The sequence below is a fragment of the Nitrospira sp. Kam-Ns4a genome, assembly GCF_965152595.1.
The window spans coordinates 1,197,299-1,215,430 of record NZ_OZ224218.1; the positions used below are offsets into that span (position 1 = coordinate 1,197,299).

Consider the following 18,132-nt stretch of genomic DNA (forward strand, 5'->3'; position numbering starts at 1 on the left):
TCCCTGCGAGCGACGCGGGGACACGGAGACAAGGTGCCGGGGCGAACTCAACGATCACCGTGTCGCCCCTCACCGCGTCGCCGCGTCGGCGCCGCCGCTCAGCGGGAGCGAAATAGTGAACGTCGTGCCGCGACCCGGCTCGCTGTCCACCGCAATGGTTCCGCCGTGCTCCTGGATGATCCCGTGCACGACAGTGAGGCCGAGGCCCGTGCCCTTCCCTGTTTCCTTGGTCGTGAAGAAGGGAATGAAGATCTTCGGCAGGTCTTCCTTCGGGATGCCGTGGCCCGTGTCGGCCACCGTGACCGTGACCGCGTCACCGGTCCGCGCCAGCGCGATCCGGAGCGTGCCCCCCTCGGGCATGGCGTGGATGGCATTGATCACCAGATTCAACAGCACCTGGCTCATCTGGTCGCTGTCAGCCGCGACGGCGGGCAGGTCCTCCTGGAAGCTGGTCTCGACCTGGATGGCGTGCCGCCGGAATCGCTCCTGGACCACCTCCAGACAGTCGGCGACCGTCTTCCGCAAGTCCAGCGGCCGCCGCTCGGCCGGCCGCCGCCGGGCGAAGGCCAGGAGTTGGTTCATGATCTTCGTGATCCGCTCCACTTGGGCAATGATCGTCTCGAGTCCCCGCTTCGTGGCTTCTTCCTGGGTGCGGTTCATCAAATACTCGGCACGGCCGAGAATCACGTTCATCGGTGTCCCGATCTCGTGGGCCATGCCGGAGGCCAGGGTGCCCAGCTCGGCGAGCCGCTCGGTTTGGCGGAGCTGGCGCTCAATCTGCTTCATGTCGGTGATGTCCAGGCCCGTCGCGATGACGTATTCGACCTCAGCCCGATCGTTCAGGAGGTGCGTGTTGGCCCAGGCGATCCGCCGCCGACGCCCGTCTTTGGTCACCCAGTCGCTCTCGAACTGATTCGTCGCAGTCTCCCCCTTGAGCGCCTCGAAGACGGCCAGGGCCGGTTCGACCCCATCCGGAGGCAGGAGAACCTCCCAGAACGGCCGGCCCTTGACCTCATCGAAGGTGTAGCCGGTGACCCGCTCGCAGGCCCGGTTGAAGCGCAGGATCCGCCCCTCCAGGTCCAGCACGACGACGAGCGCCCCAGCCGTGTCCAGCACTGCCGCGATGAAGTCCCGCTCGCGCTGCAGCGCCTGCTCGGCCTGGACCCGCCGGGTGATGTCCCGGAGGACGACGGTGTAGAATTTCTCGCCGTTCGCCACGAGCTGCGAGATCGCCGCCTCGACGGGAAACTCCTCCCCGTTCGCGCGCAGGCCGACGACCTGCCCCAGCGCCCCCATGCGGCGGTTGGTGACGTTCGTTTCGCCGAACCGCCGGATGTGCTCCCGATGCGCCTCGCGAAACCGCGCCGGGATGAAGCGGTCGAGCGGCTGGCCGAGCGCCTCGGCGGCCGGCCAGCCGAACATCTGCTCGGCGGCTGGATTGAACAGCGTCACGCGCTGCTCCTCGTCCACTGTGATGATCGCATCCATCGCCGAGTTGAGAATCCCGCCGAGCTGATCTTCCGAAAACCGACGTCCCTGCTCGGACCGGTACCGCCGGAGGCAGAGGGCGGCGGTCGTCCAGAACACGGCAAGCGTCAGGAAGCGGTTGGCCGCGAACACCGCCGCTGGCACCCCGCTCGGCTTCACGACCGCCCCAACCAGGATCAGGCCCGTGCAGAGCCCGGCCAACACCAGGAACGACCGGCGCTCGGCCCACCAGGCGCAGGCCAGCAGGAGCGGAATGACGTAGAGGCTGCCGATGGCGACGCCGGCCGGGATGAAGGCGTCGAGCGCGAAGATCGCGGCGGCGAGCGCCCAGGGAACCTGTCTCATGCGGGAGTTCGCTCTGTAGGGGACCGGCACGGACGCGCGCCTCCCGGACGACACCAATCGCGCGGCTCCGGCCAGCCGGTTCTTTAAACAAGAGGGCAGGGCCCCGCCAAGGCAGCTAGGGCCCCGGCTTCCCTTCGATCTCCGCCAGTTTGCGGTAGAGAGTCTTACGGTCAATGCCGAGAATCTGGGCTGCCTGGTGCTTGTTCCCGCCGGTCTTGTCCAGGATACGGAGAATGTATTCGCGCTCCACCTCCTGGAGGGGTAGCGTCCGCTCCGCGGCCTCGTCAATCACCTGACGCTCCCCGCGCGAGCCCTGGACCGCCGGCGGCAGGTCCTCGGCGACGACCTTCTCGCCGCGGGCGAGGGTGACCGCGCGCTCGATCACGTTCTCCAGCTCGCGGACGTTACCCGGCCAGGCGTAGTCCACGAGCAGCGCGAGGGCCGACTCGCTGATCCCCTGCACGGGCTTCTGGCTCGACTCGGCGCACTTGCGGAGGAAGGCCTCGACCAGAAGCGGGATGTCTTCCCGACGCTCCCGGAGTGGGGGAAGGCGGATCTCGATCACGTTCAGCCGATAGTAGAGATCCTCGCGGAAACGCTTCTGCTTCACCTCGTCGGCCAGCGAGAGGTTGGTCGCGGCGATGATCCGGAGGTCCACAGGGACGGACTTGGTGGCCCCCACCCGCCGGATCTCGCGCTCCTGGATCGCGCGCAACAGCTTCGCCTGGAGCATGAGCGGCAGCTCGCTGATCTCATCGAGGAACAGGGTGCCACCGTTCGCCTCCTCGAAGAGGCCCCGCTTGTCGGTCTTGGCGTCGGTGAACGCACCCTTGATGTGCCCGAACAGTTCGCTCTCGAGCAGCGCCTCCGGAATCGCCGCGCAGTTCACCGGCACGAAGGGCGCGTCCCGCCGGCCGCTGTTGTAATGGATCGCCTTGGCCACCAGCTCCTTGCCGGTCCCGCTCTCCCCGGTGATGAGCACGTTGGTCGCGCTGTCGGCCACTCGCCGGATGAGGTCGAAGACCTCCCGCATCGGCTTGCTCTTGCCCAGGATCTGGTGGAAGCTGTATTCACGGGAGACCTCCTTCCGCAGGCGCGCGACCTCCCGGCGGAGCGCCGCTTCGCGCACGGCCCGCTCTACGACCAGCAGCAGCTCCTCGGTCTTGATCGGCTTGGTCACGTAGTCATAGGCGCCCTGCTTCATGGCCTCGACCGCGCTCTCGACCGAGCCGAACGCGGTCATGATGATCACGTTGGTGTCGGGGAAGACACGTTTGATCTCGGCCAGCAGCTCGATCCCCTGCAGGTCCCGCATGCGGAGGTCCGTCAGCACCACCTCGTAGTCCTGCTCCTGAAGCTGTTTGAGCGCCTCCCGGCCGCCCTCGGCGACCGCCACCTGATGGCCGCGGTCCGCGAGGACATCCTTCAGCAGCGCGCGCATCGCCGCGTCGTCGTCCACGACGAGAACCGTGCCAAGCGCGTCCGATTGAGGCGGCACAGGGGGCCCTCCAGGTCGGGTTCCGGCGAACGCCCGCCGGGAAACGGCCCAAGCCTAGAGGGTTCGGCTCCGCCGGTCAAGGGGCAAGGCCATCCCAGTCGCGGAGAGTCGGGTGCCTTTCGAAGGAGGTCGCCAGAACGTCACCGGCGCAGTGACGGCGGAGCCGCGCGCGGATGCAGAGGCCGCCAGCCAGGTCATGGTTCCGCACCCTCTCACCTCGGAGCCGCCTCGCGCCCTACCTTTTGTCGGGGTGGGCCCTTCTAACGTGAATCTGGAGGGCGCGTCTTCAGGAAGACGCGGCGCACCAGCACGATTCCCGCCCCTTGCCACCCTCATTGAGGGAGGAGGCGTTCCGCCGGGCAATGCGGTAGAATAGCGCGGTTCCGACCAGCACGAGGTGCTGCGTGACGCTTGGGGTGAGACAGGTGCTGGCCTTGAGGCTCATAATCTGGCTCTCCGTCGGCCTGTCCGCAAGTCCGGCTTGGCCCGCCACCTACTATTGTGTGGACGCCTCCGGCCGGCCGATCTTCACCGACACCCCCTCGCAGTTGGATGAGTGCGTCCTTCTCGACGGCGAGCGGGCCACACCCCCGCCCAGTCCGCCGCGCTTGCCCGAGGACGTCCCCCGCCGCGTCCCCCCCCCCTGAGCCCGCGGCGCAGCCCCCACGCCAAGGCGACGCCTCCGAAGACCGCGCGGACGGCCGCGCCTCCGAGCCCGGCCTGGCCCGCGTGCCGATCGCCCGCTCGGGGAAGTCCCTGATCGTGCAGGTCCGGCTGAACGGGACGCGGGAGGCAACGCTCATTCTGGACACCGGCGCGGATATCACCATCCTCTCGCACGCCATCGCGCTGGATCTCGGGCTATTCCCGTCCTCCGCCAACCCGACCGTGACGCTGAACACGGTCGGGGGGCAGGTCCGAGCGGACGTGGTACGGATCGGCTCCGTGTTGGTCGGCGAGGCGGAGGCTCGGGACGTGTTGGCTGTGATCCATGATCTCCCCGACGCTCCGACCGGCATTGACGGCCTGCTCGGGCTGACCTTCCTTGACAAGTTCGTCGTCACGCTGGACGTCCAGAAGGGCGAGCTGCAGTTGCGCCGTCGCTAGTGAGCAGGCGGGCGCGCCAGCCCCGGCGGCACTGACCCCGCGCCCCCGCGGCTGCGGGGACAGCCCGCTCCCCGACGAGAAGGCTTGCCTCTGCCACCCAACCTCAGGTATTGTCAAAGACAGCCACACAATGTGGCAGCTTGCAACAACGGGGAAGCAGACGGAGCCGCCGCTGGCTGCTCACGTGGATCAGGCCGTGATGTCCAAGCGACAGAAAAATAAACCAAAACCTCTGCATAATCTTCTGGGAGGCTGTGCGGAGCCATCCAGGCACAGTTCGTGCTAACCGCTTTGTTCGTGGTTATTGCTCCCGCTGACGCTGAGCCGACAGACGCCTCAAAAGTGAGGAGGGGAGACGTGAGACAGACAAGCAGCCCGCCCATTCGGCTCCGCAGCCTCACCGCGGATGAGCTGAAGGCGGCGGAAGCGGCGTTCCAGGGTCGTCCGTTCAACGACCGGTGGTCAGAGGCCGCCCGGACGGTGTACGACGGCATTCTCCCCGCGACCCGCAAGCGTCACACGTCATTCCGGGAGGCGGGCGACCATCACGGCCGCCCGACCTTGATCGAGGCTGAAGCGGAGGGTGCGGCCCTCCTCGGGACCGCCGAGACCAGGGAGCGCTGAACGTATGCGCACGGCACGGACCAGTTCCCCTCTCGTCCAGCGGCTGCGGGCGCTTTCGTTTGTGGCAGGCCTGGCCATCCTCCTCGCCTGGGCCCCAGCCGACGCCGGTCTGCCCGTCCATCGCGAGCTCCTGATCCCGATCGTCGGCGTGACCGTTGGGACCGATGCGAAGCCGACCGGGACGGTCGCGAACCTGATCCTCTCGTTCGACCAGCGGGACGACCACACCGGCCTGGCGCTGCTCTTCCGAAGCTGGCCGGGCCGGTTCTCCCCGATGGCCCAGACAGCCGTGAAGCAGGCGATCTACCGATCGGCCCAAGCCGCCGGGCTCTCCCCAGACTCCTGGACCGTCGTCCTGTCCGTCCCCGAGCCGGGACTCACGGTGTATGGCGAAAGCCTCTCGGCGATGGTGGGCCTGAGCGTGATCGCGTTGGCCAAAGGCGACTCTGTCGCGCCAGGCCGCGTGCTCACCGGCACCGTCACCCCCGACGGGCGCATCGCCCCCGTCGGCTCCCTCTCGCTCAAGGTGGACGCGGCAAACCAGGCGCACCTGCAACGGGTGATCGTGCCGGATGCACTCGACCCTGCGGACGGCGACTGGTCTACGCCCTTCATGCTCCAGGTCTCGCCGGTCGGGTCGGTCAGCCAGGCCTACCAGGCGCTCACCGATCGGCCCCTGCGTCCCTGAGGGAAGACCCGGCCGAAGTCGCAGCCGAAGTGGAAGCCGGGCCCCACCACCCAACATATAGTCACGTGCGCGGCTTTCCCTCCAATTGTTACAGTCAGCCGGAGTGGCAGAGTCTTTGCTTCCGGCAGCTCGCACCTCCGACCTGGACACGTTCGGTTCCTGGTTGAACAGGCCTTCCCAGACGCAGTATGCTAGCGCTGTCCGCTCTCTCTGAAGATTGCCTTACCCACCCCGAGCAAACGACCAACGACATAACGAAAGGAGAGGACCATGGCACTGCGTCTCGGAGATGAAGCGCCGAACTTCACGGCGGAGACCACCGAAGGGACAATCAACTTCCACGAGTGGCTGGGAGACAGCTGGGGGATCCTGTTCTCCCATCCCAAGGACTTCACGCCGGTCTGCACAACGGAGCTGGGCACGATGGCCAAGATCATGCCCGAGTTCAAGAAGCGGAACGTCAAGTGCATCGCGATCAGCGTGGATCCGCTGGATGCCCACAAGGGCTGGATCAACGACATCAACGAGACCCAGAACTGCACGGTCAACTTCCCGTTGATCGCGGACCCGGAGCGCAAGATCGCCCAGCTCTACGACATGATCCACCCGAACGCGCTCGACAACATGACCGTGCGCTCGGTCTTCGTCATTGGGCCGGACAAGAAGATCAAGCTGATGCTCACCTACCCGGCTTCCACCGGCCGCAACTTCGACGAGCTGCTCCGCGTGGTGGACTCGCTCCAGCTCACCGCGAACTACAAGGTCGCGACGCCGGCGAACTGGAAGCAGGGCGAGGACTGCATCATCACGCCGGCCGTGTCCGACGACGAGGCCAAGAAGCTCTTCCCGAAGGGATTCCGGGCGGTCAAGCCCTATCTGCGCTACACGCCGCAGCCGAACCGGTGACGGAGGCCGGTCCTTCACCGGCGTCCCGCGCCTCGGCCGCCGACGGCCGAGGCGCGGGGACGCGGCCCCCTCGTCCCCGCCAGAGCAGCCACTGCCCCGCCGCCTGCGTCTCCGCCCTGGCGCAGGATCGCGCGAGGGCGGCCGGCGACTACGGTCCGACGACCACGTAGCTGCCGACCCAGGGCCCAGAGGGGCCGCTCACCACGCCGTTCCGGCCGGTGCCCATGGACGCGGGCTGGCCCGGCAGGATCTCGATCGTCACGGTCCCACCGGCGGCCACCGTGATCCGGCCAGCATGCACCGCTGCCGTGCAGATGGAGGAATCATCGGTATAGACGTCCGTGCCCCAGACGCTGTGTGCCGTGCCGTTCTGGGGACAGGCGAAGGAGAACTGCTGGCCGTTCTGGCCACGCAGGGCGACCGCATTGGTCTCCCAACTGATCGCGCGCGGCTGGCCAGCCGCCACCAGCAAGGCAGGGATCGGGCGGGCCGCTGACCAGCCGGACGCAGCCCCGAACAAGCAGCCAGCCAGCCCGCCGGCCAGGCAGAAGCGCGCGGACAAGGACGCCGGCATCGGCCCTCCTCGCGAGAGGTTCGGGGGCGGACAGGCTTGAACAGTTGAACAATAGTTGCTCGTTCTTGCTCGATAGTATATTTGAGCATGGCGAGAAAGATGGTCAGCATCCACGAAGCTGCCGAGTTTCTGGGCGTCTCACCACAGACCCTGCGCCGCTGGGAGCGCGAAGGTCGGCTTCTGCCGGATGAGCGCACAGCGGGTGGGCGCAGGCGTGACGATCTGGCGCGACTTCGCCCAGAGCAGTTTTATGCGCCAGAGTCTCCACGGCGCACGATTGCCTATGCTCGCGTTTCCAGCCACGATCAAAAGGATGATCTGGAACGGCAAAAGCAAGTGCTGGAGCTCTTCTGTGCGCGGCAAGACTGGACCTTCGAGGTCATTGCCGACCTTGGGTCGGGCATAAACTGCCACAAGAAGGGACTGAAACGCCTGCTGAATGCCATCATTGGCGGCGAGGTTGGGCGGCTGGTCATCACCCACAAGGATCGCCTGCTGCGCCTTGGCGCAGAGTTGGTATTTGCCATCTGCGATGCCAAGCAGGTGGAAGTCGCCATCCTCAATCAGGGCGAGGACACGACATTCGAGGAAGATTTAGCCAAAGACGTGCTGGAGATCATCACCGTGTTCAGTGCCAGGCTGTACGGCTCGCGCAGCCGCAAGAACCAGAAATTGCTCGATGGCGTGGGAAAGGCCGTGGAGGAGGCGCAGGCATGATCCTGGCCCACAAGATCGCGCTCGATCCGAACAACGTGCAGGTGACTTATCTCAAGAAAGCCTGTGGTGTGGCCCGTTTTGCCTACAACTGGGTGCTGGTCGAATGGCAGCGGCAATACGAGGCCTGGAAAGCCGACAACAGCTTGCCCAAGCCCTCTGAACCCGCTCTGCGGCGGCAACTCAACGCCATCAAGCGCAAGCAGTTCCCGTGGATGCTCGAAGTCACCAAGTGCGCCCCGCAGATGGCGATCATCCAGCTGGGCGAGGCATTCAAGAACTTCTTCGCGGGCCGTGCACGCTATCCCACCTTCCGCAAGAAAGGCAGGGACGATCGCTTCACGCTCACGAACGACCAGTTTGCTCTCGACGGCTCCCGCATCCGCATCCCCCATCTGGGCTGGGTACGGATGCGGGAGTCGTTGCGATTCCAAGGCAAAATCCTGTCCGCCACCATCTCCCGCGTCGCTGATCGGTGGTTCGTCTCCATCGCAGTAGACACCCAAGACCCGCCCAAGCGGCCTGTCGAAAACCAAGGCGAGGTCGGGGTGGATTTGGGCGTCTCGGCGCTGACAACACTTTCCACCGGCGAGAAGGTGGTCGGTCCCAAACCGCACACCGCCCTGCTCAAACGTCTGCGGCGGCTCTCCAGAAGCCTTTCGCGCAAGCAAAAAGCTCGATAAACCGCGCCAAAGTGAGAACCAAGCTGGCGCGGTTGCACGCCCGCATCGCCAACATCCGGCAGGATGCGTTGCACAAGCTCACGTCCGACCTCACCCGGCGGTTTCACACCATCGCCGTAGAGGACTTGAATGCGCGCGGGATGCTCAAGAACCGGCGCTTGGCCCGTTCGATTGCCGATATGAGCTTTTTCGAGTTTCGGCGGCAACTGGAATACAAGGCTGAGCGACGTGGAGGCGTGGTAGTGGTGGCCGATCGCTGGTTCCCATCGAGCAAGACTTGCTCGGTCTGTGGAACGGTTCAGGAAACGATGTCGCTGGCGCTCCGTCAGTGGACCTGCCCGGCGTGTGGCGCACACCACGAACGGATGTGAATGCCGCCAGGAACCTCCTGGCGTATGGTCTAGTTGTTCTAAACAGCCCTACGGCGAGTTCCGCCGGCTGTGAAGCCTGTGGAGAGGAAGGCGCTGGCCGCCATCGCAAGACGGCGGCGAAACCCGCCTCGATGAAGCAGGAAGTCAGCTTTGTTCCTGTATGAGCAGGAATGAGTAAGTCTGATGGAACGGTACGTACAGGAAAGCCAGGATAGGCCGATCCCCTGAGCCTGTCAAGGCAGCCGGGAGCCGGCCCGCTTCCCAAACCGCGCCGACGGCGGTAGACTACGAGCCGTGAACCTAGCTGTCCTCGGCACGGGACTCTTGGGCGGTCCGCTGGCTGAGCGGCTGGCCGCCGCCGGCCATGCCGTGACGGTGTGGAACCGGACGAAGGCCAAGGCCGACGCCCTGCGCCCGGCGGGCATCGCGGTCGCGGCCCAGCCAGCCGAGGCGGTGCGGGCCGCCGAAGCCGTCCTGCTGGTCCTGACGGACGCTCGCGCCATCCGCGAGGCGGTGCTCGAGGGACCCGCGCGCACGGCGCTCGCCGGGCGGACCGTTCTCCAGATGGGCACCATCGGGCCAGAGGAGAGCCGGACGCTGTTGCAGGAAGTCCGAGCGGCCGGCGGCGACTACCTCGAAGCGCCAGTCCTCGGCAGCATCGCGGAGGCGAAAGCCGGCGCGCTCCTCGTCATGGTGGGCGCCGAGCCAGACCAGTTCGCGCGTTGGGGCGGCCTGTTCCGCTGCTTGGGGCCCGCGCCGCGCCTGATCGGCCCGGTCGGTCTGGCCGCCACGCTCAAGCTCGCGCTGAACCAGCTCATCGCCTCGCACATCGCCGCGCTCTCGCTCAGCGTGGGGCTCCTCCAGCGCGCAGGTGTGCCGGTCGAGACCTTTATGGCCATTCTCCGGGAGAGCGCCCTCTACGCTCCCGCCTTCGACAAGAAGCTTCCCCGCCTCCTCGCACGCGACTACGCCGCCCCCACTTTCCCGACGACCCATCTCCTCAAGGATGTGGACCTCTTTCGGCGGGAAGCCGCCGCGGCGGGCCTGACCCTGTCAAGCCTCGATGGGATACGGGGGCTGCTGGCGGAGACGGTTCGGCGCGGCCTGGGCGCCCTGGATTATTCGGCCCTGTACGAAGCGGTGAACCCCTGTCGCGAACCCGGGGCGGCGCCCGGGCCGGACCCCAGAGCCGGAGTCGCCCGCGCCGCAACGGATTGACGCCAGCCGCCGCGCCCCCTACGATAGCGGCTGATCCACACCCACGGTGGCCCATGGAGGAGACTCAAAGACCCGGCCCCTCTGCAGGCGGCCCGGCCCCGTCGCCCCGCAGCGTGACGACCAACCGGGGCGATTTCGGCGAGCCGCCAGCGGCGCCGCACCACGTGCTCCCGCTCGTTCTCCCCCTGCTGATCCGGGCGGCCGAAACGGCGCCGCTGCCCGACCCCGGGGGCACGTTTCTCGTGGCGGATTACGGCGCCGCGCAGGGACGGCCTTCGCTCGCACCGATCCAGGCCGTGGTGGAGACCGTCCGCCGGAGGGCTGGCGACGGCGTCCCGATCGCCGTCGTGCACAGCGGTCCGCCAGGCACCGACTTCGGTTCGCTCTTCACGTCGCTTGAGAGCGCGCCGGAGAGCTACCTTCGGATCGGCGCCAACGTCTTCCCCTACGCGACGGGCCGGCCCCTGAGCGAGCGGTTGTTCCCGGCCAATCAGGTCTGTCTCGGGTGGTCGGCGGATGCGATCCATCGGGTGAGTGACGCGCCGGCGCTCCCCGATCACATCTGGCCGGCGCGGGCCGCCGGCGCCCTCGCCGAGACGTATGCCGTCCGCGCGAAACGGGATTGGGAGCGATTCCTGGATCACCGGACGCACGAGCTGCGGCCCGGCGGCCGGCTCGTGCTCCAGGGGTTGCTCCGGGACGAGCAGGACCGGGTCGGCGGCGAGCGGCTCTACGACGCGGCGAACACGGTCCTCCGCGCCATGGTCGCCGAGGGCCGGCTCCGCCCGGAGGAATACGCACGGATGGCGCTCCCGATCTATGCCCGGACGAAGAAGGAATACACGGAGCCGGTGGTGGAAGGTCCGCTCGGCGCCTGGCTCGACTTGGAGGAGTTCGGCTCCGCAGCGATGCCGGATCCCTGCTGGGCGGAGTACGAGCGCACCGGCGATGCGGCGACGCTGGCTGCCGCCTGCGCGGCTGGCTTCCGGGCCGTGATCGAACCTTGCCTCCTCTGCGCCCTCGACGGGGATCGCCCGCCGGAGGTCCGCCAGTGCCTCGCCGACGACTTCTGCGAGCGCCTGCGCCGCGCGATCGCGGCCGACCCCGCCATCGCCCCGACCCGCTGGAACGTCGCCGTGCTGCTCCTCGCCAAGGACGTCGAGGCGTGACCCCCCTGCCGCCGCGGAGCCCCGGCGGGCAGCAAGCCAATTTTCGACCGCGCGGGCAGAAATCGGCTGCGGCCCCCGGCCACCTCCCCTAGAGAAACCCTTCAGGTCCGTGATTTCGGTGGGCTTTCGGCCGACAGGTCGGCGCGGCACCCTGGCACGCTCCCTGCGTAGACGCCAGAACCTGGAAGCTCGGAGGGAACGCCATGGTGCAGTCGCTGGGGGCTTACTCACTCCCCCGCGCGAAAGCCTCCGCCTTCAGGCGGGGGGATGAAGCGCGGACTTGATTAATTCCTAGCCATGCGGTATGCGGAATCTCTCGCATGGAAGGATATAACAGCAATCGGAACGTGGTCCATCTGTGCCGATACCACGTCGTCTGGTGCCCGAAGTACAGACGCTCGGTGCTCAAGCCGCCCATCGTTGGGACGCTCAAAAAGATCCTTCAGACGGTCGCGCACGATACGCGCTCGAAGATCATCGAGATGGAGTCATGCCGGACCACGTTCATGGCCTCATCGAATGCGATCCTCAGTTTGGCATCCATCGTGTCGTCAAGCGCATGAAAGGCCGCTCCAGCCACGATCTCCGGCAGAAGTCTGCGTGGCTCAAGTCCCGTCTTCCGACGCTCTGGACCAACAGCTACTTCGTGGCGACGGTTGGAAGCGTCAGTCTCGAAACCGTGAAGCAGTACTTCGAGAACCAGAAGGGCGTCTAAGCCGTGTACCGCGTCCGAACACTCAAACTCGGCCAGTCCAAGACGCTCGACGCCCTTGCGTTGGAGTCGGGGCGAATCTACACGCTGGCGAAGGTCTGGTTCTGGCGAATCGTGCGCCGCAAGGGCATCTGGCTTTCCGACGGCGCGCTCCAGCGCCTTGTTTCCAATGGACAGCCGACCAGCCTCCATTCCCAGTCCGCGCAGAAAGCGATCCAATGCTTCATGGCGGCGCTTCGAACGTGGCAAAAGGCTCGGAAGATCAACCCGACACTCAGACCTCCACGGAAACACAAGCGGTTCTCCAAGATCATCTGGAAGGACCAGGCGATCAAGATTCGGGATGGAAGGCTCGTGCTCCCGAACGCCAAAGGTACGGCTCCGGTTGTGATCAACGGCTGGATCCACGACAAGCCCGTCCAAGTCGAGGTCGGCTGGGATGGCAAGCAGTACGAACTTCGGGCGAGCTATAAGACCGAGCCGCTCGAAACGTCTGAAGGCTTCGTTGCGTCTGTCGATCTCGGGGAAGTTCATCCCGCTGTCATGGGCACGGAGGGCGTTCATGTCCTCCTGAACGGGCGGCTTCTCAGGTCCAAGCGCAGATATCGAGAGCGTCTTCAGGCGAAGCTGTCGGCGAAGATTGATCGGAAAAAGAAAGGAGGCAAGCGCCGTGGAAGACTGATCAAGTCCAAGAAGCGCCAGCTCAGGAAGCTGGACAATCAGATCCGGGATATCGAGCACAAGCTGACGGCGGCGGGGATAAAGGCTCTGCATGCGGCAGGAGTCAGAAAGCTCGTCTTCGGCGATCTGCGCGGGTTCCGGGTTGGCTATGACAAGGGCAGGGTGCAGAACCAGCGAATGCACCAGGCTCCGCTCGGAAGGATCAGGTCGTATCTGTAGTACAAAGGCGCACGGCTGGGCTGGCAGGAGCCCGATTTCCAGAACGAAGCCTACAGTAGCAAGGATTGTCCATGCTGCGGCTGGCGCAACAATCCGACGGGGCGGAACTATTCCTGCACCTCCGGGTTCAAGGCGCATCGCGACGTGGTGGGGCAGGTGAACATCCTGCGAAAGTATTGTGGCGTCCGTTCGAGCCACGTAATCGGGGCCATGGCGTCCCCCATCGGGATACGGTGGAAGCCGCATCTCCGGTGTAGCTCGAAGCTGGTCGGCACTCATCATGCCGTCTAGTTATCGAGAATCCCCCGCCTTGAGGCGTGGGGAGTACGTCAACTTCGACAAATCTGTCAACTGGCTACGCGCCCGCGCGCGGGCGGCGCCCGCAAGGAGGCCGAGCCGGACGAGGTCATGGTCCTCTTCGCCGAGGCAGGCTGCCCCTTGCTTCGGGAGCATCCAGGCTGGAAGGGGCGGGCAGGCTCGGATCGCGAGCCGGGGCGGTGTTCCTGAAAGCCCCGGGGCCTACCGGATCTTGGCCAGGGCGTGCTGGATGATCCAGTCCTCCACCGCGACGAAGCCCTCCTTGACCAGGGCGGCCTGCCCTTTCTGGCTGTGAACGAAACGGAGGAACTCGCGCACCGACGGCGGAAGCGGCTTGTCGCCCGGCAGGAGCCTGCGGGGCGCCTGGTTCACGTACAGGAACAGGTAGCGGCGCAGCGGATACTTCCGGGTCTTGCCGTTCTCGTAGGTCGGCTCGACGAACGGCGAGACCTCATCAAACGCCAGCGGCACGATCCGGACCTCAGAGGTCACGGCCGCCCGCCCGGCAGAGCCCATACGGTCGCGGTCGTGGACGACGCTGTGGACGACGGCCGCGGAATCCTCCAGCTCCTTGACTCCCGCCTTGAAGTCTTCCTTGTTGAGCGCGTGGGTCTTGAAGAACTCGTGCGTCCCCGTGGTGGGCTTCAGGCCGTACAGGTTGAGGGGGCCGCAGCCCAGTCGCCGGGCAGGAAGAGCTGGCCCCAGGTCGTGACGTTCTGGTCACTGTAGCGCGGCGTCGTGGAGAAGATCGCGTCCACCTGGTCTAAGGTGAGCCCTTCGATCGGGTTGTCCTTGTGGACGCAGACGACGAGCGCGTCCCCGGCGATCGCATAGGGGGTCGGCCGGTAGCCGAACCGGGCCTGGAACTTCGCCACTTCGACGTCGCCCATCAGGCGAGACAGAGTGGCCAAGTGGGTCGTGCCCTGAATCAGTGCCGCCGCCACGTCCCGTCTTTCATGTCGCGCCTCCGATTCCGATGAGCGTCCCAGCCCGCTCCTCCCCGAGGCCGGCGCTCTGCGACAGAGTCGGCCCCCGGAATCAAGGCAGACGGTCCGGCTCCCTGCGGTCGAGGAAGAGGCCGGCGGGCCGTTCGAGCAGCGTCACGGCGTTCCCGCGCCGCCCCGCCGCCGAGGCGGGGACCTGCACGTAGTCGTCCTCCCCGGCGAGGTCGAAGAACGCGCCCAGGCTCCCGTCCGAGGCCGCGCCCATCCCGATCGGCACGGCGTACCGGTCCCGCCCGCCCTGCTCGATGAAGAGGCCCCAGGAGCGGTGGTCAGCCTGGCCCAGCCCGCCGGAGCGGCCGAGCTCGTAGCGGTCGTCATCCGCGCCGGCGTCCACGGCAAGCGTCGCGCTGCCGTCCCAGGCGGTGCCGCCGTTGTAGACCGGCCCGGTCGAGCGGTACGCGTCCCCGCCGGCGTAGTCCACGAACAGCGCCACACCGGAGTGGGCGCCCGCGGCGTGGCCGTACCGGGCGGCGGCGTGCTCGTCGTGCCCGCCCAGGTCCAGCAGGAGGCCGACGCCGAAGAAGTACGCCGCTCCCTGCGAGAAGTTGGAGCTGCGGTAGCGGTCGTCGCCAGCGAGATCGAGCACCACTCCCCAGCCTCCCGCGAGCGAGCGCGCTCGCGGGGCCCGCTCGTCGCGGTAGAGACGCTGCCCCGCCCCGGTCCCCAGCCCCAGACAGTCGTACTGGTAAGCGGGATCGTCCGGCCCGACGCCAGGGGTCTCCGTCGCATTGTAACTGCTCGGCTCCCGGCCGCCGCACTGGTAGACATCGTCCCCCGCCACGTCTATGACCGCGCTGACGCCCAGCGGACCGCCGAAGCCGATCGCGTAGGCGGCGCTTTCGTAACGGTCGTGGCCGGCGCCGTCCAGCAGCAATCCAACCCCGCCCACCGCGGCGCCCTGTGTGAAGCGGCTCCCCTCGTACCGGTCGTCCCCCGCCCAGTCCACGAGCAGGCCCAGCCCGGCGAACCCTGTGCCGCCCGCTCCGGGGGCAAGCCGGTACACGTCGTTGCCTGCCCGATCAATCAGCAATCCGATTCCCAGCCGGCCGGTCGCGAGGCCGAGCGGAGCCGGCTCGTACGTATCGTCTCCACCCAAGTCAATGACGACGCCGACGCCACGGTCCGCGTCGGCGGAGGCCGCGATCAGCCCCCGGTAGGTGTCCGCGCCGCCGAGGTCGAGCACCAGCGCGATCCGCCCATCCAGCTCGTACCGGTTGGGGCCGGGACCGCCGACGACGATCAGCCCCGCCGGGCTTGCCCGCACGAGCACCAGCTCGCCGGAGACGCCCCCGACCCAACTGGGTCGCGTCCGGGCCTCCCGAAAGGTGCGCGCCGCCCGCGCAAGCCACGCCGGATCAGCCAGCCGCGCCAGGGCCTGCGCCGCCGTGCTCAGCGCGCCCGCATCCAGCTCATCCGCCACGAGTCGGCAGAACCGCGCATCCGCCTCAGCCCTCGACACCGCCTCGGGGTCGGAGCCCATGAGATGGGGATAGAAGTCCCGGACCAGCGCGGCCGGATGGGCGAACAGGAACGCCCGGTCGGCCGGGCTGAGCCGCCGGACGGCTCGCGTCTGCCACAGCCTAGCCTCCCCGAGCAGATCGGCGAGCGAGGCCACGAGGTCCTCGCTGTGCGCGCCGGCCGGGGAGAGCGGTGGCACGGGCCCGGTCGGCGCGCGGCCCATCCCCGCTTCGAGCGCGCCGATCAGTCCCCAGATTGAGGCTGCCGGGGGTAGGGCAAGCTCAGCCAGCCGCAAGCCGCGCGCCTCCAGCGCCGCGAAGCCGGCCCAGGGGTCGGTCAGCGTCTGTTCAACGGGAGGGATCGTGAACTGGGCCGAAAAGGCCGAGCCGGCCGCGAGCGCGGCCAGCGCCTGCGCCTGCTGGTCCGGGACGAGCCGATCGAGATCCGGCTGGACCGCGCCACGCAGGGTGGGGACGACCGGCGCCGGGAGAGTTGGACGGGACCGAGCGGCCGGCGGCGCGGTGATCTCCCGAACCGGGGAGAGGCCGCAACCCAGTGCCGCGGCAGCCAGCACAGCGATCGCGGCGCGGCGGAGTCGGCGCGGTCTGTTGCAGTCCGCAGCCGAGCAGGCTACCATGTCGGCCGATTCGACCGCGGGAGACTCTGCGCCCCGCATGGGCCTCTGGAAGAACCCGTCGTGCAACTCGTCATCAGGAAGGCCTCGGGCCCGTGGGCCCGGACGTGCGCCCGCTGGCTCGCGGCTTCGCTCCTGCTCGTGCTGGCCGCCTGCGTGCCCTACAGGCCGACCCTCCATCTCGACGAGAGCCCCCAGACCATCCCCGCCGAGGTCTACGTGGAGACCTTGAGCGACGCCACGCCGCCGGAGGACCGGGAGGCCCCGGACAGCCACAGCCTGTCGCAGACCAGCCCCGACGAAATTGCCGGCGACCTGGCGGCACTCGTCACCAAGGCCATCCTCTCCGACTTCAGCGCCTCGGGAGTCTTCCGCTCGGTCAGCTCCAACCGGGCGCGCGCGGATCTCATCATCGGCGGCACCATCCGCCGCTTTCACGGCCAGGTTACCCTGCCCTCCTGGCTCCTGATCCCCGGCCTGTCCCCGGCCTCGCAGATGTTCTGGGGGCTCATCCAGGAATGGGCGGGCGTCGTGGAGCTGGAGCTGACAGTCTCCACGCCGGACGGCCGCCTCCTCGGCACCTACCGCGGCGCGAGCAGCTACCACGAGGTCGCCCGCCACGACCACCGCTTCTGGGCCATGCCGCTCTATCCTGCCCACGTCCGCCTCAACGAGGCCTTCACCGAAGCCGTCCGGCAGATCCGCGACCAGATGCTCGGAGACCGGGAACGGCTCGTCTCGCTCGGTGGCTTACGGTGAACAGGAGCGACCCCATGACCGATTGCCGCCCGACGACCCTCGGCCTCCCGCTTGTGCTGGGAGGCTGTCTGCTGTTGACCGCGTGCCTCCCGTCACGCCCCTACCAGCAGGGCGAGGGCTTCTACTCCCGGGATTTCACGGAGGAGCAGGTGCAGACCGCCGCCCGGGCCGGGCAAGTCACCGACCTCGGCCCTTTCTCCTTCGAGGTGTCCTCCTGCGGCAATTACACCCGCGATCTCGCGGACCAGAACCTCGTCGAGGAGCCCCTGGCGGAAAAGCTGCCGATGCGAGGCGCCAACGCGGCCGACCGGATCGCAGCCAAGGAGCGCGCCGACTTCGCCCTGCTGAGCCTCCTCGTGCTCCCCATGGGCTGCTCCGAGGCGACCCTGACGGGCCGGGCGCTGTTCGTCGAGGCGCCGCCACCCGCCCCGACGCAGCCGGGGCGCTGAGCGACCCCGCCGGCGCCCTCAGGCCGGCACGAAGGTGAGGGCCGCGGAGTTGATGCAGTACCGCAGGCCGGTCGGGGGCGGGCCATCCTCGAAGACGTGCCCGAGGTGCCCGCCGCAGCGGGCGCAGTGGACCTCGGTCCGCGGCACGATCAGCTTCCAGTCGGTCTTCGTCCCGACGGCCGAGTCCTTGATCGGCTTCCAGAAGCTCGGCCAGCCGGTCCCGCTGTCGTATTTGTGCTCGGAGGAGAACAGCGGCAGCGCGCAGCCGGCGCACTGGTAGAGGCCTGGGGCCTTGTGGTTGTAGTACTTGTTCCGGAAGGGCGGCTCGGTGTGCTCCTTGCGGAGCACGAGATACTGCTCCTCGGTCAGGATCGCCCGCCACTCCGCGTCGGTTTTGGTCACCTCGAACATGGCTGCGGACTCCTTGGTGCATCCCCGCTGAGGCGGGGCCCCAGACCTTCTCGCGTCCTGGATTCCCGCATCCGCGGGAATGACCAGGAACGTTATTGTCGC

General features: G+C 67.5%; 19 protein-coding genes and 2 pseudogenes. 14 read left to right on the forward strand and 7 right to left on the reverse strand.

Going from position 1 to position 18,132, the window contains the following annotated elements; translation table 11 throughout:
- Positions 1 to 69 precede the first annotated feature (69 nt).
- Complete coding sequence (locus ACWHYQ_RS05955) at positions 70 to 1,833, reverse strand: PAS domain-containing sensor histidine kinase (protein WP_447974811.1); 1,764 nt, start codon at positions 1,831 to 1,833, stop codon at positions 70 to 72.
- 115 nt (positions 1,834 to 1,948) lie between these two features.
- The gene (locus ACWHYQ_RS05960) at positions 1,949 to 3,331 is read right to left on the reverse strand and encodes a sigma-54-dependent transcriptional regulator (protein WP_447974812.1); all 1,383 of its coding nucleotides are present in this window, start codon (positions 3,329 to 3,331) and stop codon (positions 1,949 to 1,951) included.
- Between the two features lie 425 nt (positions 3,332 to 3,756).
- On the opposite strand from ACWHYQ_RS05960, the gene ACWHYQ_RS05965 reads away from it, so the two are divergent.
- The 5 genes from ACWHYQ_RS05965 to ACWHYQ_RS05985 all read left to right on the forward strand — a co-directional run bounded on the left by ACWHYQ_RS05965 (position 3,757) and on the right by ACWHYQ_RS05985 (position 6,656).
- Positions 3,757 to 3,978 carry a DUF4124 domain-containing protein gene (locus ACWHYQ_RS05965; protein WP_447975529.1) on the forward strand — a complete coding sequence of 74 codons (222 nt, stop codon included), beginning with the start codon at positions 3,757 to 3,759 and terminating at the stop codon, positions 3,976 to 3,978.
- 82 nt (positions 3,979 to 4,060) lie between these two features.
- Positions 4,061 to 4,438 (forward strand): retropepsin-like aspartic protease family protein, encoded by a 378-nt coding sequence (locus ACWHYQ_RS05970; RefSeq protein WP_447974813.1) that lies wholly within the window; start codon positions 4,061 to 4,063, stop codon positions 4,436 to 4,438.
- 357 nt (positions 4,439 to 4,795) lie between these two features.
- Entirely contained in the window at positions 4,796 to 5,062 is a 267-nt protein-coding gene (locus ACWHYQ_RS05975) for a hypothetical protein (protein WP_447974814.1), read from the forward strand.
- A gap of 4 nt (positions 5,063 to 5,066) precedes the next feature.
- Complete coding sequence (locus ACWHYQ_RS05980; protein WP_447974815.1) at positions 5,067 to 5,750, forward strand: S16 family serine protease; 684 nt, start codon at positions 5,067 to 5,069, stop codon at positions 5,748 to 5,750.
- A gap of 270 nt (positions 5,751 to 6,020) precedes the next feature.
- On the forward strand, positions 6,021 to 6,656 hold the full coding sequence (locus ACWHYQ_RS05985; protein WP_447974816.1) for a peroxiredoxin: 636 nt from the start codon (positions 6,021 to 6,023) through the stop codon (positions 6,654 to 6,656).
- Positions 6,657 to 6,804: 148 nt separating this feature from the next.
- Here the strand turns inward: ACWHYQ_RS05985 and ACWHYQ_RS05990 are convergent, their stop codons facing one another.
- Positions 6,805 to 7,230: an LCCL domain-containing protein gene (locus tag ACWHYQ_RS05990; RefSeq protein WP_447974817.1), complete on the reverse strand. Its 426-nt coding sequence runs from the start codon at positions 7,228 to 7,230 to the stop codon at positions 6,805 to 6,807.
- An 87-nt stretch (positions 7,231 to 7,317) separates the two neighbouring features.
- On the opposite strand from ACWHYQ_RS05990, the gene ACWHYQ_RS05995 reads away from it, so the two are divergent.
- From ACWHYQ_RS05995 to ACWHYQ_RS06025, 7 genes and pseudogenes are all read left to right on the forward strand, one after another.
- Entirely contained in the window at positions 7,318 to 7,947 is a 630-nt protein-coding gene (locus tag ACWHYQ_RS05995; RefSeq protein WP_447974818.1) for an IS607 family transposase, read from the forward strand.
- Positions 7,944 to 9,162 (forward strand): annotated as a pseudogene (locus ACWHYQ_RS06000) (RNA-guided endonuclease InsQ/TnpB family protein). The gene ACWHYQ_RS05995 and the pseudogene ACWHYQ_RS06000 overlap by 4 nt, the downstream one beginning before the upstream one ends.
- 130 nt (positions 9,163 to 9,292) lie before the next feature.
- Positions 9,293 to 10,216, forward strand: a complete 924-nt coding sequence (locus tag ACWHYQ_RS06005; RefSeq protein ID WP_447974819.1) for an NAD(P)-dependent oxidoreductase — start codon at positions 9,293 to 9,295, stop codon at positions 10,214 to 10,216.
- Between the two features lie 53 nt (positions 10,217 to 10,269).
- Positions 10,270 to 11,385 carry a hypothetical protein gene (locus ACWHYQ_RS06010; RefSeq protein WP_447974820.1) on the forward strand — a complete coding sequence of 372 codons (1,116 nt, stop codon included), beginning with the start codon at positions 10,270 to 10,272 and terminating at the stop codon, positions 11,383 to 11,385.
- 320 nt (positions 11,386 to 11,705) lie between these two features.
- Positions 11,706 to 12,100 (forward strand): annotated as a pseudogene (gene tnpA, locus ACWHYQ_RS06015) (IS200/IS605 family transposase).
- Positions 12,101 to 12,322: 222 nt separating this feature from the next.
- Positions 12,323 to 12,997 carry a transposase gene (locus ACWHYQ_RS06020; RefSeq protein ID WP_447975530.1) on the forward strand — a complete coding sequence of 225 codons (675 nt, stop codon included), beginning with the start codon at positions 12,323 to 12,325 and terminating at the stop codon, positions 12,995 to 12,997.
- A 15-nt stretch (positions 12,998 to 13,012) separates the two neighbouring features.
- Entirely contained in the window at positions 13,013 to 13,288 is a 276-nt protein-coding gene (locus ACWHYQ_RS06025) for a zinc ribbon domain-containing protein (protein ID WP_447975531.1), read from the forward strand.
- Positions 13,289 to 13,516: 228 nt separating this feature from the next.
- Here the strand turns inward: ACWHYQ_RS06025 and ACWHYQ_RS06030 are convergent, their stop codons facing one another.
- The 3 genes from ACWHYQ_RS06030 to ACWHYQ_RS06040 form a co-directional block, all read right to left on the reverse strand.
- Positions 13,517 to 13,807 (reverse strand): hypothetical protein, encoded by a 291-nt coding sequence (locus ACWHYQ_RS06030; RefSeq protein ID WP_447974821.1) that lies wholly within the window; start codon positions 13,805 to 13,807, stop codon positions 13,517 to 13,519.
- A gap of 152 nt (positions 13,808 to 13,959) precedes the next feature.
- Positions 13,960 to 14,259 (reverse strand): hypothetical protein, encoded by a 300-nt coding sequence (locus tag ACWHYQ_RS06035; RefSeq protein WP_447974822.1) that lies wholly within the window; start codon positions 14,257 to 14,259, stop codon positions 13,960 to 13,962.
- Positions 14,260 to 14,353: 94 nt separating this feature from the next.
- Entirely contained in the window at positions 14,354 to 16,453 is a 2,100-nt protein-coding gene (locus tag ACWHYQ_RS06040) for a hypothetical protein (RefSeq protein ID WP_447974823.1), read from the reverse strand.
- 21 nt (positions 16,454 to 16,474) lie between these two features.
- Here ACWHYQ_RS06040 and ACWHYQ_RS06045 point away from each other — a divergent pair, with 21 nt between their 5' ends.
- Both ACWHYQ_RS06045 and ACWHYQ_RS06050 read left to right on the forward strand, forming a co-directional pair.
- Positions 16,475 to 17,170, forward strand: coding sequence for a hypothetical protein (locus ACWHYQ_RS06045; RefSeq protein WP_447974824.1), 696 nt, complete (start codon positions 16,475 to 16,477; stop codon positions 17,168 to 17,170).
- A 14-nt stretch (positions 17,171 to 17,184) separates the two neighbouring features.
- A complete protein-coding gene (locus tag ACWHYQ_RS06050) occupies positions 17,185 to 17,619 on the forward strand; it encodes a hypothetical protein (RefSeq protein WP_447974825.1) in 435 nt (144 codons plus the stop codon).
- An 18-nt stretch (positions 17,620 to 17,637) separates the two neighbouring features.
- Here ACWHYQ_RS06050 and msrB read toward each other — a convergent pair whose 3' ends face one another.
- Positions 17,638 to 18,030 (reverse strand): peptide-methionine (R)-S-oxide reductase MsrB, encoded by a 393-nt coding sequence (gene msrB, locus ACWHYQ_RS06055; protein WP_447974826.1) that lies wholly within the window; start codon positions 18,028 to 18,030, stop codon positions 17,638 to 17,640.
- Between the last annotated feature and the right edge of the window lie 102 nt (positions 18,031 to 18,132).